Below are 26,862 nucleotides of genomic sequence, written 5' to 3' on the forward strand. Positions count from 1 at the left end.
CCACGCAGCCAGCGATCGCCCTTGCCAGCCCTACTTCACCCCGCGCTCATAGCCGCGCCAAACCCCCACCAGCACCCCCTGGATATCCACCTGCTCCGCCAACACCTCGATCGGCGGATACAAAGAGTTCGCTGGCTGCAGCGTCACGCGATCGCCCTCTCGGTACAGGCGCTTGAGGGTCGTCCCGTGGCCCTCGACCCGCGCCGCCACGATCGTCCCATCGCGCACCAGGTCAGGCTCCACCGGCGGCCGCATAATCACCACATCTCCCTCAGCGATGTGGTCCTCGATCATGCTGTCCCCATTCACCCGCAGCGCAAAGTACTGCGGCTGCATCAGAAACTCCGACAAATCTAGCTGCTCCACCGTATCCGTACAGGGTTCGATCAGCCCCCCGGCGGCGATCTCTCCTCTGATTGGCACCCCCTGAGGCAGCAAAATTTGGATCGTACGGGCCTTCCCCTCCGTCCAGTCAATGTAGCCCTTCGTGCGCAAATGGTTGAGGCGACTTTGCACAGGCGCTGGGGACTTGAGCCCCATTGCCAGCATCATTTGACGAATTGACGGCGGATGCTGATTTTCCCGAATGTACAAGACCAGCCAGTCAAAAAGCTCTTGCTGGACTTTGGTCAACGGTTCCATGGTTGCCGAGGGTTTCATAAAATATAGATCTCGAAGACGTAGAATCTTGAGAACGTCTGTACTAAATAATATTTATACCATAGCTCAATAAACATTCAGCGAAAAGCCTCTGGGAGTCCTGATCGCTCCAGGTTTGAGAGGCGTCTATAGGACTTGATAAATCCTGTCTTTGTCTGCTCCTGAGCATCCAATCGCGTCTTTCTTTCCAGGTTCTTCGCAGGGCTCATGAAGCGACCCTCTAACCCAGGGTGACCCATGCGCAAAAAACTATTGAGAAAGATCTGCAAATTTAGATTCAGAAATAGCTTTAAAAAGAAATTGGGGACCAGTCACACGACTGCCCCCACCTGCCGATCCTTTTGAGAGGAGAACACTGAATTCAATATAGGCTTATTGAAAATTACTGTCAACTCTAATGAGAAAAGATCGCAATAATTTTGCCTAGGCAGACCAAGAAAGTGCTTTTCTCAGGCAGACCTAGCCCAAATCCGGCGCGGGGTTGGCGGCGAATCGCCAATAGTGCAATACTTGGCTTGCTTATCCCCAAAAGCTAGGGGGTTTTCCCCGTGCCCCAGGAGCAGCCTAGACCGCCTTCTTGACCTCAGTGTCAGAGAGCGCCGCTTGATTCACACCGTCATTTAGATTTGGCCAGTTCCCGACCGTGACTCTTCAACTTCGCGTTTACGTTCCGCCTCATCCCCTGATTCGTCATTGGCTGGCCGTGGCCCGCGATGGATCAACGCCACCGGTTCTCTTTCGCAGCGCGATGACCGAGCTGGGTCGCTGGCTGACCTACGAGGCTATCCGAGACTGGCTGCCGACCGTGGAAGGAACTGTTCAGACGCCGCTGGCTCCCTGCGCGGCAACCTGGGTCAATCCGGAGGTGCCTTTGGTGGTGGTGCCGATTTTGCGGGCGGGTCTGGCGCTGCTAGATGGAGCCCAGAGTCTGCTGCCGCTGGCGTCGGTGTACCACATCGGGCTGGCTCGCGATGAGGAAACCCTGGAGGCGACCTGCTACTTGAATAAGCTGCCGGAGCGATTTGCGCCGGAGACGCGGGTTTTGATTCCGGAGCCGATGCTGGCGACGGGCGGCACGATTATGATCGTAATGGAGGAGCTGATCCGGCGAGGCATTGATCCGGGTTTTGTGCGGATTGTGTCGGTGGTGGCAGCTCCCCCGGCGCTGCAAAAGCTGAGCGCTCACTATCCGAGCTTGAATATCTACACGGCCACGATCGATGAAGGCTTGGATGAACGAGGCTTTATTGTGCCGGGGCTCGGGGACGCGGGCGATCGCACCTTTGGCACCTAGGCGCTGCGCCGAACAGGTTCTCTTCCAGCCGCTGAGCTGGGAGGACGAGTCAATCACACTGCAAACCGGATACGGACGGGATCAACCATGAGTCAGCGAGACAATTTTGGTACTGGCTTTTTCTTGGGCACGCTAGTCGGCGGGGTTGTCGGTGGCGTGGTGGGAGCGCTGCTGGCCAGCCGCAGCCTAGAAAAAGCGGATTCGGAGAATGTGCTGTTGGCAGGGAGTGAGACCGAGGGCAAGCCGGCGAAAGCGAAAAAGCGCGCTCCTCTGCCGCTGGCGGATGAGCGCAGCATTGAGATGGCTCGCCGCGGTCTAGAGGACAAGATCGCTCAGCTCAATGAGGCGATCGACGATGTGCGGCAGCGCCTGGGCACTGAGCACATTAATGGTCATGGAGAAGATGAGCGGGCGGTGGCGGGCGATCGCTAGGTAGCCAGGATCTGAAACGCCAGCCGGGCTCTAGGGGCGATCGCCTCTGAGGGTGAGGGCCAGAGTGTCTACAGCACTGTAGACTACAATCAAGTTTGGGCGATCGGTTTTGATCGATCTATCTCAAGCGCTCAAGCGCATTTGCAGGAATCAAAAACGCTATGAATCCCTCAGTGACGCTGCTGACTAGCACGCTGGCGACGTTTCTCAATATCTATTTCATTTTGTTGATTATTCGGGTCCTGCTGACTTGGTTTCCGAATGTGAACTGGTTTGACCCACCTTTCTCGATTCTGAGCCAGCTGACGGACCCCTATCTCAACCTGTTTCGGTCGATCATTCCGCCCCTCGGTGGACTCGATCTTTCACCGGTGCTGGCGATTTTCTTGCTGCAATTCTTGGCAGGCTTGGTAAGCAGCATCGGACCTCAGGGCGTACCGGGGCTGTAGGCAGCGATCGCCCAGCCCAAGGGGAGTCGAAGCGCGATCGCTCCCCTCGTTCTTTGAAAGAAACAATCTTTTGGTTTAATAGCGTCGCACCGTCCCCGTGAAGCCGGAAGCCTTGAACTGTTTCAGCTGCAAGGGCGTCGGCTGGTTGGCGGGCACCGAGATTCTCAGCTCAAAATCGCTCTCGCCGGGAGGCACTTCGTCAATGGAGCCCAGGCGGGTGCGATTTTGCAAAATGGGGTTGTTGTTGGCGTCATAAATCCGCCCAAAGATGTCGGCATTGACCAGGGTTTTACCTGATTTATTGACGGCTTTGCCGGTCACCAAGAAGCAGTTCGCATCGAGAGACATACCGCCGCTGGTGACAGCCCCTTCACCCACCTCTGTCGGACATGGCCCATAGGTGATGTCGCGCAGTTCGATCGGCGTCAGAGCCCAGGCGGGCGGCGTCCACACTGCTGTCGCAAGCCACAGCACTCCCGCCACCACCAGCGCCGCAAAAGCTTTCAGTCGCATAAACGGTTTCTCACCATAACGTTCAAAACTTGCCAAAGGAGCGAGCGATCGCCTCACGACCCGCGCACCTGCTGCGATCGCCCACGATCGGGCCACACTCCCAGTGATTAGAATTTTAGAGCGTCTCGGGCTGATGCACCGGAATCTCAATCCAAAACTCGGTGCCGGTTCCCACCTCCGAGACACAGCGGAGGGAGCCGCCGTGCTTGTCGACAATAATTTGGTAGCTGATGGAGAGGCCCAAACCGGTGCCTTTGCCGACGGGTTTGGTGGTGAAGAAGGGGTTGAAAAGCTGGGTTTGAACCTGGGGAGACATGCCGGGGCCATTGTCAGCAATACAGATGCTGACGCTGTCGGAGGAGTTGGCCTGGGTCCGGATGGAGATCTGGGGCCGGGGCTGGTAGAGGGTGGCGTTGACGTTTGGATCGCTGACGCTCTCGAGGGCATCGATAGCGTTGGCAATCAGGTTCATAAAGACTTGGTTGAGCTGGCCCGGGAAGCACTCCACCGGGGGCAGCGCGCCGTACTCCCGGACAATTTTGACGGTGGGGCGATTTTCTTGGGGTTTGAGGCGGCTTTGCAAAATGAGCAGGGTGCTGTCGATGCCTTCATGAATGTCGACGGCCTTCATGTCGGCTTCGTCAATGCGGGAGAAGTTGCGCAGCGACAGGACAATTTGGCGGATGCGATCGGCACCGATGCGCATGGAGGTGAGGATTTTGGGCAGGTCATCGAGGAGAAAGGGCAGGTCGATGTCTTCGCTGCGATCGCGGATGGCGGGATGAGGCTCAGGGTAGTGCTCCTGGTAAAGGGCAATCAGATCGAGCAAGTCGGCGGCGTAGGTGTCAGCGTGGCTCAGGTTGCCGTAGATGAAGTTGACGGGGTTGTTGATTTCGTGGGCAATCCCAGCCACGAGCTGGCCCAGGCTGGACATTTTTTCGGCCTGAATCAGCTGGGTTTGGGCTTTGTGGAAGTTCTGTAGGGCGACTTCTGCGGCTTCCTTGGCTTGGCGGACTTCGTCTTCGGCCTGCTTGCGATCGCTGATGTCGGTGAGAATGCTGCACAGGGCGCAGAGCGCGTCGCTGGCGTCATAAAGCGGAAACTGGCTGACCAGATAGGTGCGCAGATCTTCGCCTTGGCAGAGGCTGAGCTCGCCCTGGATGGGGTGGCCCCAGGTGATCACCTGGGAGTCGTAGGTGCGGAGCTTGGCGGCGATCGCCTCCGGCAGCACGGCGGCGTCTCGCTGCCCCTTGACGGCCCACCGCTGCACCCCAAAGAGCCGTTCAAACTGGCGATTGACCAGCAAAAACTGGTTGTCGAGATCCTTGAGATAAATCACCGCCGGAGAGTTGTCGAGGATGGCCTGGAGGCGCTCTTCGCTCTCCTCAAGCGCATACTCGGCCTGCTTGCGCTCGGTAATGTCGATGCCGGTGCTGACCACGTAGGCGATCGCCCCCTCGTCATCGAGCAGCACACCGTCAGACCAGGTCACAAAGCGCGATTCCCCCGATTTGGTCACCCAGACGCCCTCGTAGCGGCGGGGAAACTGCCCCACCTGGAGCGCCCCAAACTGCTGGGCGACCGCCGCGCGATCGCCCTCCGACAGGCAGTAGTCCCAGAACGGCCGGTTCTCCACCTCCTGAAAAGCGTAGCCGCTCACCCGTTCACAGGCCTGATTGAAGCGCACAATGCGGCCCTGGGCATCCAGCACCATCACCAGCGCCCCCGCTGTCTCCAGGATGGCCGAGACAAAGTTGCGCTCGACCTCCACCGCCTCCACCAGCTCACGCAGCTGAGACGTCATGGTGTTAAACGTGGTCGCCAACAGGCCCAGTTCATTGTCGCCACGGATGCTCACCTGGGTCTCCAGGTAGCCGTCGCGAATGCGGGCAGCCGCGTGAGTCAGCTGGCGGAGGGGACGCACAATGCGCCGCGAGATCACAAATCCGCCCGCTGCGGCCAGGGCGCTGAACAGCAGCAGCGCGCTCACCGTCAGGCGCAGCATTCGCCGTACCGGGGCATAGGCCTCGGTGAGGGGCAGTTCCACCACCACGTTCCAGTTGACGCTGCGCACGCGGGCGATCGCCCCAAACACCGGCTTCCCTCGCAGACCGCGATAGCGCTGGAGTCGATTGTCGGCTAGAGGACTAGTCACGCTCTTGAGCAAAGCCGAATCAGAGATCGTCTTCAGCTCAGCGGTTTCTGGCGTCAGGCCTTTTTCCGCGATGACTTTATTGCGCTCATCCACGATGTAGGTGTAGCCTGTTTTGCCCACCTGGGTTTGGGAAATCACAAACCAGAGGAAATTGAGGTTGATTTGGGCCATGAGCACGCCGCTGACCTGGTCCTTGCGATCGCGAATGGGCACCGCAATCAGCGTGTAGGGCGTTTTGGTCACCGGGTCAATTTCGACGGGGCTAATGTGCTCTTCCTGCTGGCGCAGCGCGCGCCCAAAGGCTGGCGTATGGGCCCACGAGCCAAACATCACTGGCATGTAGGAGGAGATGGCCGTCACCACTCGCCCTTCCTCATCCAAAATGGCGATCGCCTCGTAGGCATCGTTGTGGCGAGTCAGCCCTTTCAGCAAGCTTTGCAACACCGGCGGCGGCAAATCCGCCAGACCCGGCACCCGCGCCAGATAGGCCACCTTGCGCTGGAGATCATCAAGGTAGTTGTTGACCTCCGCCGCTGCTCCTTGGCTGATCTGGGCCTGCAGCTCCTGGGACAGCGTCTGCTGGGCCTGAGAGCTCAAATAGATCAAAGCGCCACCCGTCGGCAGCAAGCTGAGCAGCACCAGCGCCAAAAAACTAAACCGCAGCTGGTTCGCGATCGACCAGAAGCCGCGACGCGGTTTTGCGAAGGGGCGAGCAGCCAAGGAGCCAGGGAAATTTGCGTTTTTGTCGAGCATGGTGCCACCGGCCAATTAAGGATCTATCTCAGCTGCCCAACGGCGGGCGGAGCGCCGAGGACCAACTCTTTTCACCCCAAACAGGGCACAACAGCCAGTGTTCAGGCCGCACTTTTCAGACTTAATGCTATTGAGCTTGCCCCGCAGCCTTTGGAGCAACGTCAATTTCGCCGACAATGACCTGCTCTTTGACTTGATTAAACGCGGCTTCTTCTTCGGGAGTCAGGCCCCGAAGAGGCGCAAAACTATAAATCTGCTCTTTGAGACCAAATTTATAGAGCTTCCCTTCCCAGCGCCCTTGCTGCATGAGGGTTGCAGCGTTGAAAACGAGGGCCGGGATGTCTTGGAGCACGCTGGTGATCACTTTACCGGGCGCGATCGCGTGCTGATCTTGGGTCCAGCCGATAAAGCGGACCTCAGGATACTTCTGGGCGATCGCCTGCATCGCTGTCGCTCCCGCCGCATCCGCATTGAGGGCCAAAACATCGACGCCCTTGCTGACCATCTCTTGGGCCACCTCAGTGCACTTCAGGCCATTCGTCCAAGACCCCAAGAAAACCGATGACACCTCAATCTCTGGATTTTGGGCCTTCGCACCCCGCCGAAAGAGAGCCTCTTCCTCGACATACATGGGATAGCGATCGCCCACAATGTAGCCCACCTTTTTGCTTTGACTCTTCATTGCCGCCAGATAGCCCGTCAGATAGCCCACCTCCCCGGACCGAAACGCCACGGCCCCCAAATTACTGTTATTGCCTGGATAGGTATTGACCACAGCAAACTTGGTGCGCGGAAACTCCGCCGCCACCTTTTCTGCCGCCGCCACATAGCCACCACTCTGGGCAATGATAAAGTCATAGCCGTCCTTAGCGTACTGCCGCAAAACCGCCTCTGCCGCCTCATTAGACACACTGGCTTGATAGCTCGTTTGGGCCTGATAGCGCTCCTCAATCAGCTTGAGACCTCCAATGCCAGCCTCACTCCAGCTTTGATCATTGGCAGCGCCCGACGTGATCAAAGCAACCTTGAGACCTGTATTCGTCGGATTGACCGATTCCTGGGACGGACCACTACAGCTCACCGCCCCCACAAAACTCAACAGCGCCAGTAAACCGCAGACCAAGAAGCGTCGAATGCGCATCACTGAGAAGACTCCTGAAACTGAGAGGGTGAGCAGCAAAACGGGACAGAGTTCAAACGGAATTTCACCACGCCAACGATCAGTTCTGGTCTATTCGGGAACGCTTTGGGTGCGAGGCAGCCCCGCAGCGCTACTGCATTCGGTCAATGGTTCGGTACTGGACCGCTTCGGCCACATGGGGCGTTTGAATGTGATCTTCTCCGGCCAAATCGGCGATCGTGCGGGACACCTTGAGAATGCGATCGGTCGCCCGGGCAGACAGCCCCAGCTTACGGATCGCCCCTTCTAGCAGCGTGCAGGCTGCATCATTGAGCGGGCACCACCGCCGCAAATGGCGGCTTTGCAGCTCTGCGTTCGAGCGGAGCTGGGGCTCGTCCTGGTAGCGTTTTCGAGCGCGATCGCGCGCCACCTGCACGCGATCGCCCACCTTCTGAGACTCCTCCCCTGTCGGTTGCCGCGTGATCTCCTCCGGCTTGAGCCGATTGACCGCCACCTGCAAATCAATCCGGTCCATCAGCGGCCCCGACAGCTTGGCCCAATAGTTTTCGCGCTGGCGCGGCGAGCAGGTGCAGGCCTGGATCGAATCGCCAAAATACCCGCAGGGACAGGGATTGGTGCTGGCCACCAGCGTAAACTGGGCCGGAAATGCCACCGACTGCCGCGTCCGGGAAATGCTCACGTAGCCATCCTCAAGGGGCTGGCGCAGAAACTCCAGCACATCCCGCTTGAACTCCGTCAGCTCATCTAGAAACAAAATGCCCCGATGGGCCAGGGAAATCTCCCCCGGTCGCGGATAGCTGCCACCCCCCACCAGGGAAGGCCCCGACGCCGAATGGTGGGGGCTCCGAAACGGGCGATCGCTCACCAAAGCCCCTCGCTCCTTCAGCAGCCCCGCCACCGAGTGAATCTGAGTCACCTCCAGCGCCTCTTCAAAACTCAGAGGCGGCAAAATGCTGGGCAGCCGCCGCGCCAACATGGTCTTTCCACTGCCCGGCGGCCCCACAAAAATCAAATTGTGTCCCCCCGCCGCCGCAATCTCCAGCGCCCGCCGAGCATGGGCCTGGCCCTTCACATCTCGCAGATCTGCGCCTGTCGGGGGCGATCGCCGCTCCGTCGCCATCCCCGCAAACGTCACCGGCTCATACTTCTGCGGCCCATTCAGAAAATCCGCCACCTCTTTCAAATGCTGGAAGCCATAGACCTCTAAGCCCCGCACCAGCGACGCCTCCCGCGCATTATCCGCCGGCACCACCAAGCCCCGAATTCCCATCTGCTGCGCCGCCGCCGCCACCGGCAGCACCCCCGCCACCGGCCGCAGCCCGCCGTCTAGAGACACCTCCCCCAGAAACAAATAGTCCCCCAGCAGATCCGCGCTCACCTGATCCGACGCCGCCAAAATCCCCACGCTAATCGGCAAATCAAAACAGGGACCCTCCTTTCGCAGATCCGCTGGCGTCAGGTTCACCACAATGCGCCGCATCGGAAACGCGTAGCCCGCATTCTTGAGCGCCGCCTTCACTCGCTCCCGCGATTCTTGGACCTCCGTACCCGGCAAACCAACCACCACAATGGCAGGCAAGCCGCCGGACACATCCACCTCAACCCCCACCCGGACAGCATCGATGCCCACTAGGGATGCACTCCAAACTCTCGCCAGCATGGCCCCGCTTTATGACTGCTTAATTTGGTTAATAGAGTGCCCTATTGAGGCGCTGGGTTAACCCTACCAGCCAAAATTTCGCCAACACAGCAAAAGGCAAGCTCAGTCCCAAAACTTTTCCCGCCTTTGCATTCACCGGGAGTATGGCAGAATCTCAGCAGCCAAGGTCACCCCTTGGAAACCCTTCACCTTCAGGAAGCGCTCCCCATGAGTGACACCCTCTTTAGCAAAATCGTCCGGCGCGAGATTCCCGCCGACATCATCTACGAAGACAACCTCGCCCTCGCCTTCCGAGACATCAATCCCCAGGCGCCCGTCCACATCCTGGTCATCCCCAAAGACCCCATCCCCACCCTGGCCGACACCGAATCTCACAATCACGCTCTCCTCGGCCATTTGTTACTGACTGTAAAGCGAGTCGCAGAGCAAGAAGGTCTCGAAAACGGCTATCGGGTCGTGATTAACACCGGTCAAGACGGTGGCCAAACCGTTTATCATCTTCATCTTCACATCCTCGGCGGGCGCCAAATGCAGTGGCCGCCAGGCTAGCCCGCCCTCAGCCCAGTTGCTGCTGACGGCCAAAATTAAAGAAAACCACCAAAAGGGTTTACAAAGCTCAACAAAAGAATTAATGTTGTTACATGGGAAAGAGCAAACGCTCACCCAGACATTAAATGCAGTAACAAGCACTCATTCCAACATGACGACTACTCTACAGAGACGCGAAAGCGCCAATCTGTGGCAGCGTTTTTGCGAGTGGGTCACGAGCACCGACAACCGCCTGTATGTGGGCTGGTTCGGCGTTCTGATGATCCCCACCCTGCTGGCTGCTACCGTCTGCTTCATCATCGCTTTTGTTGCAGCACCCCCCGTCGACATCGACGGTATCCGTGAGCCCGTTGCTGGCTCCCTGCTGTACGGCAACAACATCATCTCTGGTGCTGTTGTTCCTTCTTCCAACGCTATCGGCCTGCACTTCTACCCCATCTGGGAAGCTGCTTCCCTCGATGAGTGGCTGTACAACGGCGGCCCTTACCAGCTGGTTGTGTTCCACTTCCTCATTGGCGTTTTCTGCTACATGGGTCGTGAGTGGGAACTGAGCTACCGCCTGGGCATGCGTCCTTGGATCTGCGTTGCCTACTCTGCACCTGTTGCAGCTGCGACCGCAGTGTTCCTGATCTACCCGATCGGCCAAGGCAGCTTCTCTGACGGTATGCCTTTGGGCATCAGCGGCACCTTCAACTTCATGTTCGTGTTCCAAGCTGAGCACAACATTCTGATGCACCCCTTCCACATGCTCGGTGTGGCTGGTGTCTTCGGTGGTTCGCTGTTCTCCGCCATGCACGGCTCTCTGGTGACCTCTTCTCTGGTGCGTGAAACCACCGAGAACGAGTCTCAGAACGCTGGTTACAAGTTCGGTCAAGAAGAAGAGACCTACAACATCGTTGCAGCCCACGGCTACTTCGGTCGTCTCATCTTCCAATACGCTTCTTTCAACAACAGCCGTTCTCTGCACTTCTTCCTGGCTGCATGGCCTGTGGTTGGCATCTGGTTCACCGCTCTGGGCATCAGCACCATGGCGTTCAACCTGAACGGTTTCAACTTCAACCAGTCCGTCATCGACTCTCAGGGTCGTGTGATTGGCACCTGGGCTGACGTGCTCAACCGTGCAAACCTGGGTATGGAAGTGATGCACGAGCGCAACGCTCACAACTTCCCCCTTGACCTGGCTGCTGGCGAGGCTGCTCCTGTGGCTCTCTCTGCTCCCGCTATCCACGGTTAATCACCGATTTATCTCCTGACTTGCTAGACCTGTAGAGGCCATAAGCAACCTGAGATGAATAAATGAAAAGGCCGTCCCCAAGGGGACGGCCTTTTTCGTATGCAAGCTGGCGAAAGACACCTAGAAAAGGGCGATCGCCCGCTGAGAACTTCAGTTTTGCCTAGGACTTTTGCTGGATAAAAGCCCAGTAAAGATCAGGACCAGCAACCACCTCAAACGTCAGGTCCAGCACGTTCAGGTTACGGAAGCCAGAGCGCTGAAACAGCTCCAGCCACATGGTCTTGCCCAAGACGCTGTAGTGATTTCCGTTGGACTGATGGCGACAGACGGTATCGGGCGCAGGAACCTCTACATAGAGATAGCCTCCGGGCTTCAGGACGCGGGAAAGCTCACTCAGCGTAAAGTAGGGAAAAACACTGTGCTCTAGACAGTGCCGACACCAAATAAACTCAAACTGTTCGTCGTCAAAGTCTAGGAAAGACTGGTCCATCTGGTAGACTTCAAAGCCTTTTTCTTGGCACACTCGGACGTCCGTCTCGTTGAGGGTGATGCCTACCGGGCGGAAGCCCCGTGCCTGAAACCGCTCTAGCGCCACCCCCTGACCACAGCCCACGTCCAAGACTTTGGCGGACGCCGGCAGTGAGTAGTGCTGAAAAAAGAAGCCAATCATCTGCTCAGTGATGGCGGTATGGATGTTGCTGGGGCTTTCAGGGTAGGTTTCCGACTGAAGCCGAGCAAAAAATTTTTCGAGTTTTTCGACGCTTTGAGCCGAGAGTTTCATGGAGAGTTGGAGAGCGCTGTGGGTGACTTTCCAACCATGACAGCAGATTTCGCGTGGGTTGTCTGACTAGCTGTAACGCTTCGCAACAGAAAGGCGCGATCGCACGCTATCAGCGCCCACCCAGGAGAGTTACCGCTCCGGCTTGAGGGTCTGCACGAAGTTGAGAAAGTGGCTGACTTTCCAGTCGCCCTGCAAAGTCAGGGTCGGCACTTCAAAGCTTTGGGGATTTTGGCCACCGAGGCGCACGTCTGTCGGCTCTGGTGGGCCGAGCCCGTAGATGGCGACAGTTTCTTTGACCTGGGTGCAGCGCAGCCGAAAAACCCCCATTTTGACCCGGCCGCTGTCGGCCCGATAGTCCCACACCACCGCCTTTTCGACACCGTTGGCGTAGGGATCCATGCAGTGAAAGTAGTGGGACAGCTCTATCATCTTGGCGATGTGGACGTCATAGCGCCGAATTTGACTGCCAAAGGCAAGGTGTGTGGTGTCCGTGTCGGGCACGCTCAGGCTGGCAAAGCGCTCATAGCCCGGCGCTTTAGCAGGTTCTAGGGAAATCTGGGTAAACGGAATGACGACGTCTTGGCGCGTGAGGGCTGGGCTGTAGTCTAAGGTCAGAGGCGGCGGCTGCAGCGACTGCTGGGGCAGGGTTTTGGAAGGATTGAGGCGAAAAGCGGAGAAAATCGCCGCCAAGCCCAGCATCATGCCTCCCGCGCGTAGCCAGAGCGATCGCCCGGGGGGCAGGACGATCTCTGAGTCCACATGGGCGATCGTGGGGGGCGTGGCCGTTGGCGGAAACTCCGTGCGGGGCAAGTCGACTGGCGTGGGCACTCGATCGCGGGGGGCGATCGCCGCGGGCGGAACCGGCGGCACCGTGGCGTCGATACGCTGCAAATCTTGGAGCACTTCCTGAGCCGAGCTGTAGCGCTGACTGAAGTGGGGCAGGGTCATGCGATTGAGGATTTGCACCAGATCTGGACTCACCGCTGTGTACGCGTGCCAGTTGAGTTCCCCCGTGGTCGGGTCTTCGGGGAGGTGGGTCGGCTCGATACCGGTCAACGCCCGGATCGCTACCATGCCCAGGGCGTAGAGATCGCTGCTAAAGCGGGGGCGACCCGCGATCTGCTCAGCCGGCATGTAGCCATGGGTACCAATGCCTATCGTAATTTGGCTGAGTTCCGAGCTGTCTTGGCGGGGGGCCTGGATTTCTTTGACGGCGCCAAAGTCGATCAGCACGTAGCGATCGTCCGACCAGCGGCGAATCAAGTTGCTCGGCTTGATGTCCCGGTGGATCACCTGATGGCCATGCACAAACACCAGGGTCGTCAGCACGTCCTGCAACAGCTTGCGAACGGCAGTCTCGCTGAGGTGGCTCTTGTGGGGAATCTCATCGCTCAGGGCCGTCCCAACAATGAGCTCCTGTACCAAATAAAATTCCCGTTCGATCTCAAAGTAAGCCAAAAGCTGGGGAATCTGAGGATTTTGACCCAGTTTCTCCAGTATTTCAGCTTCTTTGGTGAAGAGGCGCCGCGATACTTGCAGAAATTGGGTATCTTGGCTGGCTGGCCGGAGGTGCTTGACCACGCATTGGGGGCAGCCCGGACGGCGGGTGTCCTCAGCAATGTAGGTTTGGCCAAAGCCACCTTTGCTCAGGGTTTTGATGATCTTGTAGCGCCCGTCCAGTAGGGTGTCCAGCATGATGAGGATACATCTTGGGGGTCAGCGGGAACTGCACTCTCAGAGAGTCTTGTTGGGGGACAAATTCTACGCTATCAACTTTGCTTCAATCCCGGGAGGATTTGCGGAGGTTCTGTAGCAAGGAAGACTTTGTGCTGGGGGGCATGTACAGAGATGCCGGGAGCGGAGGGTCTCAAAAGCGGGGCAGGGGGAGCGGCGATCGCCCTTTGGGAGCACTCGGGACGCAACGCGAGACAATGCGGTAGAGACTCAACTTGTAGCAAGCACACAACCGCCATGATTACTGGTTCAACTCGGTTGCTGGGGGTGATGGGCCACCCAGTAGAACATTCCCTTTCTCCGATTATGCACAATGCAGCGATCGCCCATTTGGGGGCTGATTTTGTGTATATTCCTTTGCCCGTGGCCCCGGACAATCTGCCCAAGGCGATCGCTGGCTTGGAGGCCCTGGGCGTGCGGGGCTTCAACCTGACGATCCCCCACAAACAGGCGATCATGCCGATGCTGGCGGAGGTGTCGGATCTAGCCCAGGCGATCGGCGCGGTGAATACGGTGTGGTGGACCCCCCAGGGCTGGAGCGGCACCAACACCGACGTCGCGGGATTTTTGGCGCCCCTGGAGGCCTTGGGGCGGGACTGGCGCAGCACCACGGCAGTGGTCCTCGGCAATGGCGGCGCGGCGCGGGCCGTGGTGGCGGGCTGCGGGCAGCTAGGCTGCCAAACCACCTACGTGGTGGGCCGCAGCGCGGACAAGCTGGCCCAGTTTCAGCAGAGCTGGCAGGGCTCTCCCCTGGCGGGCAATCTCCAGGTGCGTCCCTGGGAGCAGCTCGCCGACTGTCTGGCCGAGGCCGATCTGATTGTGAATACGACGCCCATTGGCATGACGCCCCACCCCGACGCTTCGCCGCTGGATGCCGCCCTGGCGGCCCAGATCCGGCCCAGGGCGATCGCCTACGACCTGATCTATACGCCCAGCCCGACGCAATTTTTGCAGCAGGCCGAGGCCCAAGGGGCGATCGCCATCGACGGGCTAGAGATGCTGATCTGTCAGGGGGCCGCGGGCCTGGAAATCTGGCTCGAGCAGCCGGTTCCCGTGGCGGTGATGCGTCAGGCCCTGCACCGGCACCTGGGGCGCACCTAGGCGCTGGGCGATCGCCAGTGGTAGCGGTTCCAGTCAAACATGCCCTGGATTTGGTACTCCGCTCCGTTGTCGAAGCGCACCGTACAGCTCGTGAACGTGCGGCCATCGTCCCGGGTTTCCGACAGGCCGACGATGGTGCAGGAAAACCACTCTTGGGTGCAGGGGCCATCGGCCTGCACCCATTCCCAGAGGCTGTTGGAGACCTCGATGCGATCGCCCACGCGCAGCGGTGGAGCCCCCGCAGACCCGGTCGGCGCATAGGCCGCAACGTGGTCCGCCGTAATTCGATTGAGCCAAGGAAGGCCATAGCGATCGCGCAAAAACTGCACCGGCCCCGAGGGGCGGTTGTGCAGCCAGTCATTGAGCAGAGTCGCCTGCCAGAGCTGGTCCTGGGCCTCCTGGGCCTGGATAAATTGCAGCAGAATCTGCCGCTCCTCCGGCGTCAGCTCATCGAGGGGATTGGCGGGGGAGTCTGCCGGAGCCTCTGTCTCGGAGGAGGTCGCCGTACGGCCAAACAACGGCTGCAGCAGCTGGCGCAAAAGATCCTGCTGCACCGCTGAGAGCGGGCAGCCATGGGCCTCGCACTGGGCGATCAGGGTTTGCAGAGTTGTTTCCAGGTCGACCTTGGCCATAGGCGATGAAAAGCGGGTGAGGAGACAGCCCAGCGAGCCCCAGCGGCTCCACCAGGCATCTCACGATCGCCGCCTTGCGCTGCGTCGGCAGCGATCCCCTTCACTCTAGCAATTCTTGCCTGACAGGAGCCTCACCCCGGGCGATCGCCGCGGCTGGCTTCGCCGCACCCCAGAGAGGGCTGTGTTTTTGGGTCAGAGATTCTCGCTACAATAGAATGCCGCCCGTTTGGAGACGTGCATGACTTCCTCTCCTTCCTCAGACACTTTGGATTCCTTGCAGCTTGAGATTGGGGAGCTGCTACAGCAGCTGCCCACCATGAAGCACGCGGGGCTGATTCGCCGCGCCCTCAGCACCCTGGTGCGCATTGCGCAGGATGAAAGAGATCGTCTGGATTGGAAGATTTTGGCTGCCTCCCTCGAAGATCTCGAGCAGGGCTTCGAGAGCTTCTACGCCCATCGGCACATCCGCAAAGTGACGATTTTCGGGTCGGCGCGAATCCAGCCAGAGCACCCCGAGTACTACATGGCGCGGGACTTTGCCCAGTGCATGTCCCAGCAGGGCTTCATGGTGATGACCGGGGCCGGGGGCGGCATCATGCAGGCAGGCAATGAAGGGGCCGGACCGGGGCGCTCCTTCGGGCTAAATATCCGGCTGCCCTTTGAGCAGGAGGCCAACCCTTACATCGCGGGCAGCGACAAGCTGATTTATTTCAAGTATTTCTTCACGCGCAAGCTCTTCTTGCTGCGAGAGAGCGACGCGATCGCTCTGTTTCCGGGCGGGTTCGGCACCCAGGACGAGGCGTTCGAGTGCCTGACGCTGACCCAAACCGGCAAGTACGGCCCCGCACCCCTGGTGCTGATCGATCGGCCGGGGGGCACCTACTGGCACGACTGGAACGACTACATCCACAAGAATCTGCTCAGCAGCGGCCTGATCAGCCCCGATGATCCGAGCATCTACACGATCACCGATCGGCTGGATGTGGCCTGCTCGGCGATCGCCAACTTCTATCGGGTCTACCACTCCAGCCGCTACGTGCGCGAAAAGCTGGTACTGCGCCTCAAGTCCGAGCTGACCGAGGACCACGTCGACACGCTCAACCAAGAGTTTCGCGATGTCGTGGTGCACGGCTCCATCGAGAAGAGTCAGGCGCTGCCGGAGGAACTGGGCGATGAAACCGAGCCCATGCCGCGTCTGGTGTTTCATTTCAACCAGCGCGATCTGGGGCGGCTTTACCAAATGATTTCGCGGATCAATGAGATGGGCGCGCCGGCCCCGGAGTCCAAGCACCCGGAGCAAAAATAGGGCAATCGCCCAACGCAGCCACTAGCAGGACAAAGCCATGCGGGCGTGGGTCGAAGACGGGGTCGTCTACCTTCATCCGGAGGATGTGCCCCAGTACAAAAAAAGCGGTTCGGTGGTCCGCAACACGTTCTTTTGGGCACTGAAGTCCATCGCGGGACGGGCGCGATCGCCCCACGCCTGGGAATATGAGGCGGAGGTCTGGCTGGCCCTGCAGCGGCTGCTGATGAGCTTCACCGAGTCGGGCTACCTGGGCTACCGGGAGACGGTGCTGGAGTTTCCGCCCAGCCAGGCGATCCCGGAGGTGCTGCGGCCCGTGGCCACCTGGGGCGACGAAATCGACGCCGAATCCTAGGGGCGATCGCCCCTGACTGTGGCAAAATCCTTACACTGCTTGCCTCTCGCTCCTTCCAATTCACTCTAGGGGCAGCGGCTTCTTGCAAAATTTCCTGATGCGCTATGAGCTTGATTTTGACCAATGATGACGGGATTGATGCGCCGGGACTCCAGGCTCTGATTCAGGCCCTGGGCGATCGCTCGGCGGTGGTTGCCGCGCCCAAGATCGAGTGGTCGGGCTGCGGCCACCGGGTCACCACCCACCAGCCGATCCACGTCGAGCAGCGATCGCCCCAGGAATACGCGATCGCGGGCACCCCCGCCGACTGCACGCGGGTCGCCCTGAGCCACCTGTGCCCCCAGGCCACCTGCGTGGTGGCGGGCATCAACGCGGGCGGCAATATGGGCGTGGACGTCTACCTGTCGGGCACCGTGGCGGCTGTGCGCGAGGCGGCGTTTCACGGCATCCCCGGCATCGCGATTTCCCAATACCGCAAGGGCAAGCGCCCGGTGGACTGGCAGCGCACCAGCCAGGTTGCCGCCGCAGTCCTGGCCGATCTCCTAGAGCAGCTGCCCGATCCCGGCCGCTTCTGGAACGTGAATTTGCCCTATTTGGAGGCCGACGATCCCCTGCCGGAGGTGGTCTTTTGTGAAGCGTCGGTGGATGCGCTGCCCGTGGCCTACCGGATCGAGGGAGACCAATTTTTCTACAGCGCGAAATACGGCGATCGCCCCCGCACCGCTGGCACCGACGTCGATGTGTGCTTCTCGGGCCGCGTCGCGGTTACCCAGCTCGGCCTGTGAGGCGCCCGGGCGATCGCGCCAGCGCCGAGAAACGCCCAATAGCGGTCCTAATAACTGGTACTAATAGGTAGAGGGTCACGCGAAGGAAAAGCGACTGTATGCGCATTTTGATCATGGGGGGTACCCGGTTTATCGGGGTTTACCTCACCCGCATCTTGGTAGAGCAAGGCCACGAAGTGGTGCTGTTTAACCGGGGCAACAAGCCTGCGCCCGTGGCGGGCGTGCAGCAAATCCAGGGCGATCGCACCGACGCCGGCCAGCTCAAAGAGAAGCTGGCCGGGGAAAGCTTCGACGCCGTCTTTGACAACAACGGGCGCGAGCTGAGCGACACCCAGCCCCTGGTGGAGATTTTCCAGGACCGTCTACAGCACTTTGTCTACGTCAGCTCGGCGGGCGTGTACCAAAAATCCGACCAGATGCCCCACGTAGAAGGGGACGCCGTCGATCCCAAGAGCCGGCACCGGGGCAAATTTGAGACGGAAGACTATTTGGCCACCCAGGGCGTTCCCTTCACCTCGATTCGCCCGGTCTACATCTACGGCCCCCAAAACTACAACCCGCTGGAGTCGTGGTTCTTTGATCGGATCGTGCGCGATCGCCCGGTGCCGATTCCGGGGAATGGAGCCCACCTGACCCAGCTCGGCCACGTCCAGGACCTGGCCAAGGCCATGGCCGCCGTTCTGGGCAATTCCCAGGCGATCGGCCAGATTTACAATATTTCGGGCGATCGCGCGGTCACCTTTGATGGACTGGCGCGGGCCTGCGCGGCGGCGGCGGGCAAAGACCCCGGAACGCTGGACCTGGTCCACTACGACCCCAAGGCCTTCGACTTCGGCAAGCGCAAGGCTTTCCCCATGCGGGTGCAGCACTTCTTCACCAGCATCGACAAGGCCAAGCACGAGCTGGGCTGGCAGCCGGAGTTTGACCTGGTGGGGGGTCTGCGTGATTCCTTCCAGCAAGACTACCTCGCCACCCATCAAGATCAGCGCGAGGTGGACTTCTCCACCGATGAGGAGATCGTGGCCGCCCGCTAAGGGCAGCCCCAATTCCCAACCGATGACCGGGGGCTAGAGCGGCTCCCGGTTTCCCCCTGTCGCAACGAGAGAACCGCTGTGTCGTCCTTGCCTGAGTCATCCTACGCCCTCGCCATCCACACCAGCAGCCCGGATCTGGGGCTGGCCCTGAGCGATTTTCGGGGGGGCGATCGCCTGCAAACCTGGAGTCTGGGCCGCCAGCTCGCTAACGAGCTCCACGCCTGCCTGGTGGACTTCTTGGCGCCCCAGGGCTGGTCGGATTTGGCATTTTTGGCGGTGGCGCAGGGGCCGGGGGGCTTCACGGGCACGCGGATCGGCGTGGTGACCGCCCGCACCCTGGCTCAGCAGCTCCAGGTGCCGCTATTTGCGGTGTCGTCCCTGGAGGCGATCGCCTGGTGCCACGCTTGCGCGAATCCCGCAGACGCCCAGACGGCGATCGCCGTGGAAATGGCGGCCCAGCGGGGCGAAGTCTTTGGCGCGATTTATCAGCGGGTGGGCGATGAGCTCGTTTGTCAGCTGGCCGACCAGATTTACCAGCCCGAGACGTGGCAGCGCGTACTGGCCGACTGGCCAACGCCGCACCGACTGGTGCGCGCCGAGGGCGAGCTGGGCGCAACGGCGACGGGCATTTTGGCGATCGCCCATCAGCAGTGGCGTCGGGGACTGCGGCCCGATTGGTCGGAGGCGCTGCCTTTCTACGGCCAGCACCCCGTCAAAGACGTCGTTTAGCGCTGGAGGCTGCGGGGATCGAGGGCGTCCCGCAGGCCGTCTCCCAGCAGGTTAAAGGAAAGCACCGTCACCACGATCAGCACCAGGGGCGGCCAGATCAGCCACGGCTGGAGCACCAAGATCGACGCGTTGGTCGCCAGGGAGAGCATGTTGCCCCAAGAGGGGTCCGGCTGCTGGATACCCAAGCCGATCAAGCTGAGCACCGCCTCTGCGGCAATGAATCCCGGCACCGACAAGGTAGCGGCGATGATCACATAGGTGGCCGTCTGGGGCAGGATGTGGCGCACGATGATGTAGATCGGGGTGCCGCCCAAGGCCCGCGCCGCCTGGACGTATTCCCGCTCCTTGAGGGAGAGGACCTGGCCCCGCACCACCCGCGCTAGGCCGGTCCAGCTCACAAAGGAAGTGATCACCACGATCATCAAAAATCGCTGGGCGCTGGTCAGGCCGGGGGGCAGCACCGCCGCCAGCGCCACCAACAGATAAATCGACGGGATGGTCATCAGCACTTCGACCACCCGCATCAGCAGCGAGTCCGTCACGCCGCCAAAGTAGCCCGAGATGCCGCCGATCAGCAGGCCCAGGGGGAAGGAAATCAAGATCCCCACCAAGCCGATGGTCAGGCTGATCCGGCCACCGTAGATCAGGCGGCTGAGCTGGTCGCGGGCCTGCTCGTCGGTGCCCAAGACGTTCCACTTGCCGGGGCCGACGGTGCCAAATAGATGAAGATCCCCCGGGATCAGGCCCAAAAGCTTGTAAGAAGAGCCCTTGACCAGGAGCCGAATGGGAGAAGGCTGGCTGCGATCGACCAGGAGCTCGCGATCGCCCGTTTCCAGGTCCATCGGCCCCAGGGTCGTGGGGTAAACGTGGGGACCGATGAACTGTCCGGATGTGTTGACCCAGTACACTTCGGTCGGCGGCAGCAGCGCCCCGTCGAGCTGGGACTCATAGGGGTCGTAGGGCATCACAAACTCTGCCAGCAGCACCATCAGGTACAGCAGCAGCAGAACTGCCGCCCCGATCTGGGCCAAGGGGTTTTTCTTGAGTTTTTGCCACGCATTCATAGGGCCGCTGCGCTCTCGTTTTTAGGATTCCACCATACCAGAGACCCAGAAGATCGCGATCGCCCGCCCTAGGCCTCGCTCTCTGGCTCAGACGTCGCCGCCGTTTCCACTGTTTCGGTCGCTGCCAGCAGCGGGTTATTAAAAAATGAGCCGGTCTGGGGCGGCAGGGAGGGATCGGCGACGATCTCTGTAAAGCTCTTGACGACGCCGGTCAGGGGAATCGCCAGGATTACTCCCAGCAGGCCGCCGATCCGGGCTCCGATGAGCAGCGCCGTGAAAATCACTACAGGGCTGAGGCCGGTGAGGTTGCCCAGGATCCGGGGCGCGACCAGGTTGTCCTTGACCTGCTGGACGGCGATCGCCACCCCCAGCACCTGGAGGGCCAGCCACCAGTCAATGAAGGCCACAATGATGCTCACCGAAGCGATCCCTAGGGTCGCCCCAATAAAGGGAATCACCTCCAGCACCCCGATAAACACCGCAAAGAACAAGAAAAACGGCACCCGCAGCAGCCAAAAGGCCACCGCCAGCACCACCGCCATAAACAGCCCCAGCAGCAGCTGCCCCGACACAAACCGCTGGAGGTTGCGCTGGAGCGACTCCGTCAGGTGCTTCCGGATCGGCGGCGAAAAGAGGGAAATCAGCCCCTGCCAGAGGCGATCGCCATCCAGCAGCATATAAAACGAGATCACCAAAATCAGAATCAGATCGAGCACCCAGTTAAAGGTGCCGACCACCAGCCCGAGGCTCTTGGAGGCGATCGCCTGGGCCTGGGTTTGGATCTGGCCCAGCAGCTGCGACCCGACCAGGCGCACATCAAAGGGCAGGTTGTGATCTGCGCTCCAGACCTGAAACCCGCTCAGCTGCTCCTGAGCAGACTCCAGCAGCACCGGCAGGTTGGCCACCAGCTGGCGGCCCTGACTAAAGACCGGCGGCACCAGGGTCAGGCCCAAGATCACCACCAGCAGCCCCGCCCCCAGGTAGACCAGCGTCGCCGCCAGCCCTCGAGACATTAGCCGCTCCAGCCGCGTCACCGCGAAGTTGAGCAAGAAAGCAATCAGCCCCGCTGTCACCAAAATGCTGATCAGCTCTCCCACGTAGCTGAGGGCATTGAGGGTCGCCCAGCCCGTCAAGAGAATCAGCAGCCAGGTCAGCAGCGATCGCTGCAAAGGCGAAAAAAGTTGGCTCATAGCATCCAGTCGAGATCTCCCGAGAGCCTTTCCTAGGACAACCCGAAAGCGATCTCGGAGTGCTCCACCTCAAACACGTTGGAGTGGAGATTCGCCACGATCTGCTTGCCCTGCTGGGTCAACAGCAGGTACTGCACCGCCGTCTTCACGTAGGGAAACACGCCGTGCCAGTAGAACTTGGGATAGTTCCTGCGCAGATCCTCTGGGTGCCGATAGCCCAAGGCCTTGTTCACCCCGGTCTCCTCAAACTCGTAGAAGAGGGCGCAGATTTTCTTGAGGTAGCGCGGGTCGCTGAGCTGGCCGATCAAGTCCGAGGCGCGGATCAAGCCGGGATAGTTGACGGTGTCCTGGTGATCTTCGGCGGCGGGCACCGGGAAGCGAGTCAGCTCGATGTTGCGCTTGATCAGCTCGGCGTCGATCAGCTTGTGGCCGCCAAAGCGCTCATCGACAAACAGTTTGGCCCGATCGACGTGGTAGGGCGTCAGGCCCGCGTCTGAGGAGCCGGGAGGCAGGGCAACCATTTCATCGCCTTTGCCGGTGGCGTATTTGCCGTCGTGGTCTTGGCGGCAGACGCCTTTGACATAGCCGATGTCGTGGCAGACCAGAGAAATAATGAAGTGCAGCCAGTCTTCGGGCGAGACGCCCCCTTCGCGAATGTGCTTGCCCCGCAAGATTTCTTGACCCACTAGCGTCACGAGGATGGTGTGCTCGACGTTGTGATAGAGGGCATCGCTGTTGGCAATGTTTTCGAGGGCCATGGAGCCGACCCAACCGATGATGTCTTCATATTCGGGCTTCCAGCCCCCGTAGGTGCGTCGGTAGCCGGTTTTGAGTTTGTTGACAAAGTCATCGATGAGCAGTTCAGTCGCGTTGAAATACATGCTTGCTACCCGCCTGTGCGACGAAAAAGGTCAAAAACAAGTGGAGGACAGGGGACGTCAGGGTTTTACCCCCCTCATTTTTACGCATTCCTGGAGCAATTCTGTTCGTAGGGTTCTTTACTTGCCACTATGAAGCCAAAGAAGGATTGCGGGGGTGATGCTCAGAGAGGAGGCCAGTGATCTGGATCGGCGCTGGGCGATCGCCCTCTGCCCGCTCGGAGACCTAGGCGCGATCGCCCCTCTCCAAAAGTGCCCGCACTCTGCGTATAATAAACAGAGCCTTCTAGGCCGCGCGGGTATAGTTCAGTGGTAGAACGTCAGCTTCCCAAGCTGAATGTCGTCGGTTCGAGTCCGATTACCCGCTTTTCGAGCAAAAAGCCCTTGAAATTATTGAATTTCAAGGGCTTTCACCTTGTGAGCTGTCACATTAAACCGGTGTCTTTGTTCTTTTTTTAACGATTACTCAGATATATTTAGCCGCTTTTGGGTGTAATTCGGGTGTAAACAAATGTACTAGCAGACATTGTTATGTACTCCAACTCATCCCCCAAAAAGCTTCCAAAGGCCCTGTTCAAGTCATCAGCTCCAATGGGCGTTTGCAGCTTCGCTTTCGCTACAGAAGAGCGTTTGAGCATTTATCACTAATGAAGTCTAGAACCGGCTGCATCGTGTCTTGGTACAGGTTCTATATATTTTTTGTTTTCAGGGAACTATTAAGTTATGGCTTCGGCTGTGCAGCGCAAGATTGCTGATTGCCCTGCATGAGGCGATCGCCCACTGTTGTAGAGGTAGCGTGATGGTCAGCACTCCCGATAAACCCATTCTCGGCAGACTGGAGAAGGTTGATGTTCGCCGGTATTGGGTACGGGAAGACCTGGACTTTACGCCGTGGCTTGCGGAGCCTGAGAACATTGCGCTCCTGGGCGAGACCATCGGATTTGAGCTGGAAGTCGAGGCCCGAGAGAAGGAAGTGGGGCCGTTTCGGGCCGATATCCTTTGCAAAGACACGGCCACAGGGGCCTGGGTCCTGATCGAAAACCAGCTTGAGCGGACTGACCACTGCCACTTGGGCCAGCTTCTCACCTATGCGGCTGGTCTGCACGCTGTCACGATTGTTTGGGTTGCAGCCCGTTTCACAGAAGAGCACCGCGCCACCCTCGACTGGCTCAACGAAATCACCAACGAAGATTTCAACTTCTTTGGGCTAGAAATTGAGCTTTGGCAAATTGGAAAATCAGCGATCGCGCCCAAGTTCAATATTGTCTCTAGTCCCAACAACTGGAGTAAAACTATCACGGGAGCAGCAAAAAGCATTGAAGCGTCCAACTTGACCAAAGCAAAACAGCTCCAGCTCGAATATTGGACTGCTTTTCAGACCTATGCGCGCACCCAGGAAACCCGAATCAAGCCAACAAAGCCACTGCCTCAACATTGGATGAATATCGCGATTGGGCGGAGTGGATTTCTCTTGTTGGCGATCGCTTCTACCTGGAACTCGGAGCAGCAAAGCTTTGATCAGGGTGAAATCCGAGCAGAGCTGGGCATCTCCCAAGGTAGCGCAGAAGATTCCAGGCGCTATTTTGACTTATTAAAGCAACAGAAAGAGGCGATCGAACTCGCTTTTGGAGAAACTCTAATTTGGGATAGTCAACTGGATCGAAAAGCTTGCCGGATTTTCGTACGCCAATCGGTTGATATCAGCGATCGCAGTGATTGGGAGCAACAGCATCAGTGGCTGATTGAGAAGCTCGACAGAATGCACAAAGTTTTTTCTCAACGAGTCAAACAACTCAGCCTAGAAGCCATGCTTTCTAAGCCAATTGACTCTGAGTTGTGAGCTCAGCGCGTAAATCTCACTATCTAAGCTCAACGATTTCCACCTTTTCCATATTTATTGCGAGGCAACCTACATGGCAGCAATTGATGTAACGTTTGACATCCCCGCCAAGATCGCCGAAGGACTAGCCGATCAAACGCTCTTTCGCAATGGAGGGGTCATTCAGGATAGCTCTGGACGAGTAGTGATGTGGTTGAGAGAACTTTCTTCAAATGGCCAAGCCGTAGAAGGGATCGTACCTGCCGGTGGAACCTCTAGCGCAATGTCACTGGTTGGGGTCGGCAGCATGTTGACCCTCGGCGTTTCAGTCCTTGGGTTTGGGGTACTGTACAGCAAAGTCAAAGAGCTAGAAAGCCAGATTCAAGGGGTGAAAGAGCTCCTAGAAACGATTGACCAGAAGATTGATATGAGCTTCTATGCGAATTTCCGCGCAGCGCTGGATCTAGCACGCAACGCTTTCACCATGAGCGATCAAAACAATCGTCACAATAGCGCGCTACAAGCAATCAATCGCTTTCTTGAAGCCGAACACATCTACACCGATCTCTTGAAGAAAGAGCTAGAAACTAAGGGTTTGTTGTGTAACAAGTATCTATTGACTCTATGTTTTGCCTATCTCGCTGAGATTCGATGCTATCTAGAGCTTGGAGAAAGCGACACGGCATTAAGACGATTCCAAGAAGCAAATAGCGAAATACAAAAATATATAGAGCAATACATTGAGGTACTTCTCACCAAAAATCCTGCCATCTATCTTCACCCTAAGCTAAAAGATTCGATCAACCTGTCAAGATTGACCGGGGTTTTCCAATGCTTTGACAGTGGCTTGAATGAAGGTGGTGTTTTTGAGGTACTTCGGGACGATTTATTTCAGGCCGGGAACAACTACGAAAAATGGATGGGAGAGCTACCCCCAGCTGTTATTGCTCCGTGGAAGGTGAAGAAAGGATTCTGGGGTATTCCCGATGAGGGTAAGCAAGCCATCTTTGAACGTTTGCCTCAAGTTGTGGATGAGATGGAAAGCGCGATCGAAACTAGCCATCGGTTTGGGGCCTATGCTTATGAACTGAATTTGCTGATCAAGGCCAAAGTCTCGATGAAGCAATGGGAAAACCTCAAACCTAAGCAGCTTCCTGTTGAACAGGCAAATTTCATCTACATCGTGCCGCCCAATCCGGTCATGCTAGAGAGCGCTGTGTAACAGCAATGCCTGATGGCAGGGTCATGCGCAAGGAGTTGCGGGACGTGGTTGGGAAGCAGGCGGGCTGGGTGTGGTTGGGGGGCGGGGCGATCGCGCTGTTGCCGAGCTTGGGGGCGATCGCCCTGTGCCCGGGGGCGCGGGGGTGGACCCTGGGCCTGAGCATCCTCAGCGGTCTGCTGCTGGCAGTGGGGATGATTGCGCCCAGTTTGCTGTGGCTGCGGCAGTTTCGGCCCCAGTGGTTTTCGCGGCGGGGCTGCACCCTCGGGGCGTGGGTAGCAGGATTTTTGCTGGTGCCCCAGGCGCTGGGGCTGGTGGCGGGGGCGGCGCTGGCCGTGCACTATGGCGACGCGTTTCAGGGGGCGATCGCCCTTTCGGATGGGCTCTCGGCAGGGGCGATCGCGCTCCAGATCGGACTGACTGGCCTCGGGGCGATCGCCAGCGGCAGCCTCTGGGGAACGCTTTGGTTTCTGTGGCTGTTCCAGGGCTTCCAGGCGGTGACGCTGCCCGGACTGGCAGAGATGCCCAGCTCAGCCGAGATCTGGTGGATTGGGGGTTTCTTGGGGCTGGCAGTGCTGGGGGCGATCGCGGGCGGCATCCTCAGCGAGGAGCTTTCGAGCCTGCTGGTGGAGCGCTGGCTCTCTTGATCGCGGAAAGGCTCAGGGCCACGCTGTTTTCCACAAAAGCGCGATCGCCTTTTTGAGCCACTGGAAAGCCGCCATGAATTTCGAGTTTGATCACTTATTTGTGTTTACCGAACCGGGAGCCCCAGCTCTCGAAGCGTTGCTAGAGCTGGGCTTGCGCGAAGGCAGCCCCAACGTGCATCCCGGCCAAGGCACCGCCAACCGGCGCATTTTCTTTCACAACGGCATGCTGGAATTCTTGTGGGTCCACGATGCCGCCGAGGTCCAGAGCGACGTGATTGCCCCGACAAAGCTCTGGGAGCGATCGCGCCCTGGAGTGACCGGCTTTTCGCCCTTTGGCCTCAGTCTGCGCTGGCGCGAGGGCCTCGCGGGCGATGCTCGTCTGCCCTTTGCTACCTGGCCCTATCGCCCGCCCTACCTGCCGCCGACCATGGCCGCGATCGAGATGGCGGCTGAGACCTTCGACGACGAGCCGCTGGTGTTTCTGATTCCCTTCGGTCAGCGCCCCGACACTGCGATCGGCGATCGCCGCCAGCCCCTCGATCACCCCAGCGGCTGGCAAAATATTACTGCTCTGCGGCTCACTCTGACGGGCGATCGCCCCCTCTCTCCCACCCTGGCCGCCCTGCAAGCCGCTGGCATCGCGACCTTTCAGCGAGGCCCCGCTCCCCTGGCCGAAATCGAGATCGACGGCGGACGCCAGGGCCAGCGCCTCGATCTGCGGCCCAGTTTGCCGCTGTGCCTGTCCTGGTAA

Annotated in this window: 26 protein-coding genes and 1 tRNA gene; 16 read left to right on the forward strand and 11 right to left on the reverse strand. The window is 59.1% G+C overall.

The window, feature by feature from the left end; genetic code table 11:
- Window positions 1-30 precede the first annotated feature (30 nt).
- Complete coding sequence (gene lexA / locus GEI7407_RS15740; protein WP_015173195.1) at window positions 31-642, reverse strand: transcriptional repressor LexA; 612 nt, start codon at window positions 640-642, stop codon at window positions 31-33.
- Window positions 643-1,303: 661 nt separating this feature from the next.
- On the opposite strand from lexA, the gene upp reads away from it, so the two are divergent.
- The 3 genes from upp to GEI7407_RS15755 all read left to right on the forward strand — a co-directional run bounded on the left by upp (window position 1,304) and on the right by GEI7407_RS15755 (window position 2,835).
- A complete protein-coding gene (gene upp / locus GEI7407_RS15745) occupies window positions 1,304-1,954 on the forward strand; it encodes a uracil phosphoribosyltransferase (RefSeq protein ID WP_015173196.1) in 651 nt (216 codons plus the stop codon).
- Window positions 1,955-2,041: 87 nt separating this feature from the next.
- The gene (locus GEI7407_RS15750) at window positions 2,042-2,386 is read left to right on the forward strand and encodes a hypothetical protein (protein ID WP_015173197.1); all 345 of its coding nucleotides are present in this window, start codon (window positions 2,042-2,044) and stop codon (window positions 2,384-2,386) included.
- Between the two features lie 161 nt (window positions 2,387-2,547).
- Window positions 2,548-2,835, forward strand: a complete 288-nt coding sequence (locus tag GEI7407_RS15755) for a YggT family protein (RefSeq protein ID WP_015173198.1) — start codon at window positions 2,548-2,550, stop codon at window positions 2,833-2,835.
- Window positions 2,836-2,910: 75 nt separating this feature from the next.
- Here the strand turns inward: GEI7407_RS15755 and GEI7407_RS15760 are convergent, their stop codons facing one another.
- The 4 genes from GEI7407_RS15760 to GEI7407_RS15775 form a co-directional block, all read right to left on the reverse strand.
- A complete protein-coding gene (locus GEI7407_RS15760; protein WP_015173199.1) occupies window positions 2,911-3,348 on the reverse strand; it encodes a hypothetical protein in 438 nt (145 codons plus the stop codon).
- A gap of 115 nt (window positions 3,349-3,463) precedes the next feature.
- Complete coding sequence (locus tag GEI7407_RS15765; protein WP_015173200.1) at window positions 3,464-6,256, reverse strand: PAS domain S-box protein; 2,793 nt, start codon at window positions 6,254-6,256, stop codon at window positions 3,464-3,466.
- Between the two features lie 127 nt (window positions 6,257-6,383).
- Window positions 6,384-7,397 carry a BMP family protein gene (locus GEI7407_RS15770; RefSeq protein ID WP_015173201.1) on the reverse strand — a complete coding sequence of 338 codons (1,014 nt, stop codon included), beginning with the start codon at window positions 7,395-7,397 and terminating at the stop codon, window positions 6,384-6,386.
- A 130-nt stretch (window positions 7,398-7,527) separates the two neighbouring features.
- Complete coding sequence (locus GEI7407_RS15775) at window positions 7,528-9,057, reverse strand: YifB family Mg chelatase-like AAA ATPase (protein ID WP_015173202.1); 1,530 nt, start codon at window positions 9,055-9,057, stop codon at window positions 7,528-7,530.
- Between the two features lie 207 nt (window positions 9,058-9,264).
- Here GEI7407_RS15775 and GEI7407_RS15780 point away from each other — a divergent pair, with 207 nt between their 5' ends.
- Both GEI7407_RS15780 and psbA read left to right on the forward strand, forming a co-directional pair.
- Window positions 9,265-9,606: a histidine triad nucleotide-binding protein gene (locus GEI7407_RS15780; protein WP_015173203.1), complete on the forward strand. Its 342-nt coding sequence runs from the start codon at window positions 9,265-9,267 to the stop codon at window positions 9,604-9,606.
- A 151-nt stretch (window positions 9,607-9,757) separates the two neighbouring features.
- Window positions 9,758-10,840 (forward strand): photosystem II q(b) protein, encoded by a 1,083-nt coding sequence (psbA, locus tag GEI7407_RS15785; RefSeq protein ID WP_015171126.1) that lies wholly within the window; start codon window positions 9,758-9,760, stop codon window positions 10,838-10,840.
- 160 nt (window positions 10,841-11,000) lie between these two features.
- Here psbA and GEI7407_RS15790 read toward each other — a convergent pair whose 3' ends face one another.
- A complete protein-coding gene (locus GEI7407_RS15790) occupies window positions 11,001-11,621 on the reverse strand; it encodes a bifunctional 2-polyprenyl-6-hydroxyphenol methylase/3-demethylubiquinol 3-O-methyltransferase UbiG (protein WP_015173205.1) in 621 nt (206 codons plus the stop codon).
- A 129-nt stretch (window positions 11,622-11,750) separates the two neighbouring features.
- Complete coding sequence (locus tag GEI7407_RS19710) at window positions 11,751-13,316, reverse strand: serine/threonine-protein kinase (protein ID WP_015173206.1); 1,566 nt, start codon at window positions 13,314-13,316, stop codon at window positions 11,751-11,753.
- Window positions 13,317-13,592: 276 nt separating this feature from the next.
- Between GEI7407_RS19710 and GEI7407_RS15800 the strand changes: the two genes are divergently transcribed.
- Complete coding sequence (locus GEI7407_RS15800; protein WP_015173207.1) at window positions 13,593-14,456, forward strand: shikimate dehydrogenase; 864 nt, start codon at window positions 13,593-13,595, stop codon at window positions 14,454-14,456.
- Here GEI7407_RS15800 and GEI7407_RS15805 read toward each other — a convergent pair.
- A complete protein-coding gene (locus tag GEI7407_RS15805; RefSeq protein WP_015173208.1) occupies window positions 14,453-15,088 on the reverse strand; it encodes a hypothetical protein in 636 nt (211 codons plus the stop codon). The two genes, GEI7407_RS15800 and GEI7407_RS15805, sit on opposite strands and share 4 nt — an antisense overlap.
- Before the next feature lie 238 nt (window positions 15,089-15,326).
- Here GEI7407_RS15805 and GEI7407_RS15810 point away from each other — a divergent pair, with 238 nt between their 5' ends.
- The 5 genes from GEI7407_RS15810 to tsaB all read left to right on the forward strand — a co-directional run bounded on the left by GEI7407_RS15810 (window position 15,327) and on the right by tsaB (window position 19,294).
- On the forward strand, window positions 15,327-16,394 hold the full coding sequence (locus GEI7407_RS15810; RefSeq protein ID WP_015173209.1) for an LOG family protein: 1,068 nt from the start codon (window positions 15,327-15,329) through the stop codon (window positions 16,392-16,394).
- A gap of 37 nt (window positions 16,395-16,431) precedes the next feature.
- Entirely contained in the window at window positions 16,432-16,746 is a 315-nt protein-coding gene (locus GEI7407_RS15815) for a hypothetical protein (protein WP_015173210.1), read from the forward strand.
- Window positions 16,747-16,850: 104 nt separating this feature from the next.
- Entirely contained in the window at window positions 16,851-17,531 is a 681-nt protein-coding gene (gene surE / locus GEI7407_RS15820; RefSeq protein WP_015173211.1) for a 5'/3'-nucleotidase SurE, read from the forward strand.
- A 98-nt stretch (window positions 17,532-17,629) separates the two neighbouring features.
- On the forward strand, window positions 17,630-18,565 hold the full coding sequence (locus tag GEI7407_RS15825) for an NAD-dependent epimerase/dehydratase family protein (protein ID WP_015173212.1): 936 nt from the start codon (window positions 17,630-17,632) through the stop codon (window positions 18,563-18,565).
- Window positions 18,566-18,643: 78 nt separating this feature from the next.
- On the forward strand, window positions 18,644-19,294 hold the full coding sequence (gene tsaB, locus GEI7407_RS15830; RefSeq protein ID WP_015173213.1) for a tRNA (adenosine(37)-N6)-threonylcarbamoyltransferase complex dimerization subunit type 1 TsaB: 651 nt from the start codon (window positions 18,644-18,646) through the stop codon (window positions 19,292-19,294).
- Here tsaB and GEI7407_RS15835 read toward each other — a convergent pair.
- From GEI7407_RS15835 to GEI7407_RS15845, 3 genes are all read right to left on the reverse strand, one after another.
- Complete coding sequence (locus GEI7407_RS15835; RefSeq protein WP_015173214.1) at window positions 19,291-20,358, reverse strand: ABC transporter permease; 1,068 nt, start codon at window positions 20,356-20,358, stop codon at window positions 19,291-19,293. The two genes, tsaB and GEI7407_RS15835, sit on opposite strands and share 4 nt — an antisense overlap.
- Before the next feature lie 68 nt (window positions 20,359-20,426).
- Window positions 20,427-21,548, reverse strand: a complete 1,122-nt coding sequence (locus GEI7407_RS15840) for an AI-2E family transporter (protein WP_015173215.1) — start codon at window positions 21,546-21,548, stop codon at window positions 20,427-20,429.
- Window positions 21,549-21,580: 32 nt separating this feature from the next.
- Window positions 21,581-22,429: an Npun_R2479 family HD domain-containing metalloprotein gene (locus tag GEI7407_RS15845; RefSeq protein ID WP_015173216.1), complete on the reverse strand. Its 849-nt coding sequence runs from the start codon at window positions 22,427-22,429 to the stop codon at window positions 21,581-21,583.
- A gap of 292 nt (window positions 22,430-22,721) precedes the next feature.
- On the opposite strand from GEI7407_RS15845, the gene GEI7407_RS15850 reads away from it, so the two are divergent.
- From GEI7407_RS15850 to GEI7407_RS15870, 5 genes are all read left to right on the forward strand, one after another.
- Window positions 22,722-22,793, forward strand: a tRNA-Gly gene (locus GEI7407_RS15850).
- Between the two features lie 432 nt (window positions 22,794-23,225).
- Window positions 23,226-24,266 (forward strand): DUF4268 domain-containing protein, encoded by a 1,041-nt coding sequence (locus GEI7407_RS15855; RefSeq protein ID WP_015173217.1) that lies wholly within the window; start codon window positions 23,226-23,228, stop codon window positions 24,264-24,266.
- Between the two features lie 73 nt (window positions 24,267-24,339).
- On the forward strand, window positions 24,340-25,467 hold the full coding sequence (locus GEI7407_RS15860) for a hypothetical protein (protein WP_015173218.1): 1,128 nt from the start codon (window positions 24,340-24,342) through the stop codon (window positions 25,465-25,467).
- Between the two features lie 23 nt (window positions 25,468-25,490).
- A complete protein-coding gene (locus tag GEI7407_RS15865) occupies window positions 25,491-26,111 on the forward strand; it encodes a hypothetical protein (protein ID WP_015173219.1) in 621 nt (206 codons plus the stop codon).
- A gap of 73 nt (window positions 26,112-26,184) precedes the next feature.
- Entirely contained in the window at window positions 26,185-26,862 is a 678-nt protein-coding gene (locus GEI7407_RS15870) for a VOC family protein (protein ID WP_015173220.1), read from the forward strand.

The organism is Geitlerinema sp. PCC 7407, from assembly GCF_000317045.1.
Lineage (GTDB): Bacteria > Cyanobacteriota > Cyanobacteriia > PCC-7407 > PCC-7407 > PCC-7407.

Bases quoted from the DNA above. Each gene is read 5' to 3' on its own strand.
- GEI7407_RS15780 (WP_015173203.1), top strand. From the start codon at position 9,265: ATGAGTGACACCCTCTTTAGCAAAATCGTCCGGCGCGAGATTCCCGCC.
- psbA (WP_015171126.1), top strand. From the start codon at position 9,758: ATGACGACTACTCTACAGAGACGCGAAAGCGCCAATCTGTGGCAGCGT.
- GEI7407_RS15815 (WP_015173210.1), top strand. From the start codon at position 16,432: ATGCGGGCGTGGGTCGAAGACGGGGTCGTCTACCTTCATCCGGAGGAT.
- GEI7407_RS15800 (WP_015173207.1), top strand. From the start codon at position 13,593: ATGATTACTGGTTCAACTCGGTTGCTGGGGGTGATGGGCCACCCAGTA.
- GEI7407_RS15805 (WP_015173208.1), bottom strand. From the start codon at position 15,088: ATGGCCAAGGTCGACCTGGAAACAACTCTGCAAACCCTGATCGCCCAG.
- GEI7407_RS15775 (WP_015173202.1), bottom strand. From the start codon at position 9,057: ATGCTGGCGAGAGTTTGGAGTGCATCCCTAGTGGGCATCGATGCTGTC.
- lexA (WP_015173195.1), bottom strand. From the start codon at position 642: ATGGAACCGTTGACCAAAGTCCAGCAAGAGCTTTTTGACTGGCTGGTC.
- GEI7407_RS15840 (WP_015173215.1), bottom strand. From the start codon at position 21,548: ATGAGCCAACTTTTTTCGCCTTTGCAGCGATCGCTGCTGACCTGGCTG.
- GEI7407_RS15755 (WP_015173198.1), top strand. From the start codon at position 2,548: ATGAATCCCTCAGTGACGCTGCTGACTAGCACGCTGGCGACGTTTCTC.
- GEI7407_RS15845 (WP_015173216.1), bottom strand. From the start codon at position 22,429: ATGTATTTCAACGCGACTGAACTGCTCATCGATGACTTTGTCAACAAA.
- GEI7407_RS19710 (WP_015173206.1), bottom strand. From the start codon at position 13,316: ATGCTGGACACCCTACTGGACGGGCGCTACAAGATCATCAAAACCCTG.
- surE (WP_015173211.1), top strand. From the start codon at position 16,851: ATGAGCTTGATTTTGACCAATGATGACGGGATTGATGCGCCGGGACTC.
- GEI7407_RS15790 (WP_015173205.1), bottom strand. From the start codon at position 11,621: ATGAAACTCTCGGCTCAAAGCGTCGAAAAACTCGAAAAATTTTTTGCT.
- GEI7407_RS15860 (WP_015173218.1), top strand. From the start codon at position 24,340: ATGGCAGCAATTGATGTAACGTTTGACATCCCCGCCAAGATCGCCGAA.
- GEI7407_RS15760 (WP_015173199.1), bottom strand. From the start codon at position 3,348: ATGCGACTGAAAGCTTTTGCGGCGCTGGTGGTGGCGGGAGTGCTGTGG.
- GEI7407_RS15865 (WP_015173219.1), top strand. From the start codon at position 25,491: ATGCGCAAGGAGTTGCGGGACGTGGTTGGGAAGCAGGCGGGCTGGGTG.
- GEI7407_RS15870 (WP_015173220.1), top strand. From the start codon at position 26,185: ATGAATTTCGAGTTTGATCACTTATTTGTGTTTACCGAACCGGGAGCC.
- GEI7407_RS15750 (WP_015173197.1), top strand. From the start codon at position 2,042: ATGAGTCAGCGAGACAATTTTGGTACTGGCTTTTTCTTGGGCACGCTA.
- GEI7407_RS15770 (WP_015173201.1), bottom strand. From the start codon at position 7,397: ATGCGCATTCGACGCTTCTTGGTCTGCGGTTTACTGGCGCTGTTGAGT.
- GEI7407_RS15835 (WP_015173214.1), bottom strand. From the start codon at position 20,358: ATGAATGCGTGGCAAAAACTCAAGAAAAACCCCTTGGCCCAGATCGGG.
- GEI7407_RS15855 (WP_015173217.1), top strand. From the start codon at position 23,226: ATGGTCAGCACTCCCGATAAACCCATTCTCGGCAGACTGGAGAAGGTT.
- GEI7407_RS15825 (WP_015173212.1), top strand. From the start codon at position 17,630: ATGCGCATTTTGATCATGGGGGGTACCCGGTTTATCGGGGTTTACCTC.
- GEI7407_RS15765 (WP_015173200.1), bottom strand. From the start codon at position 6,256: ATGCTCGACAAAAACGCAAATTTCCCTGGCTCCTTGGCTGCTCGCCCC.
- GEI7407_RS15810 (WP_015173209.1), top strand. From the start codon at position 15,327: ATGACTTCCTCTCCTTCCTCAGACACTTTGGATTCCTTGCAGCTTGAG.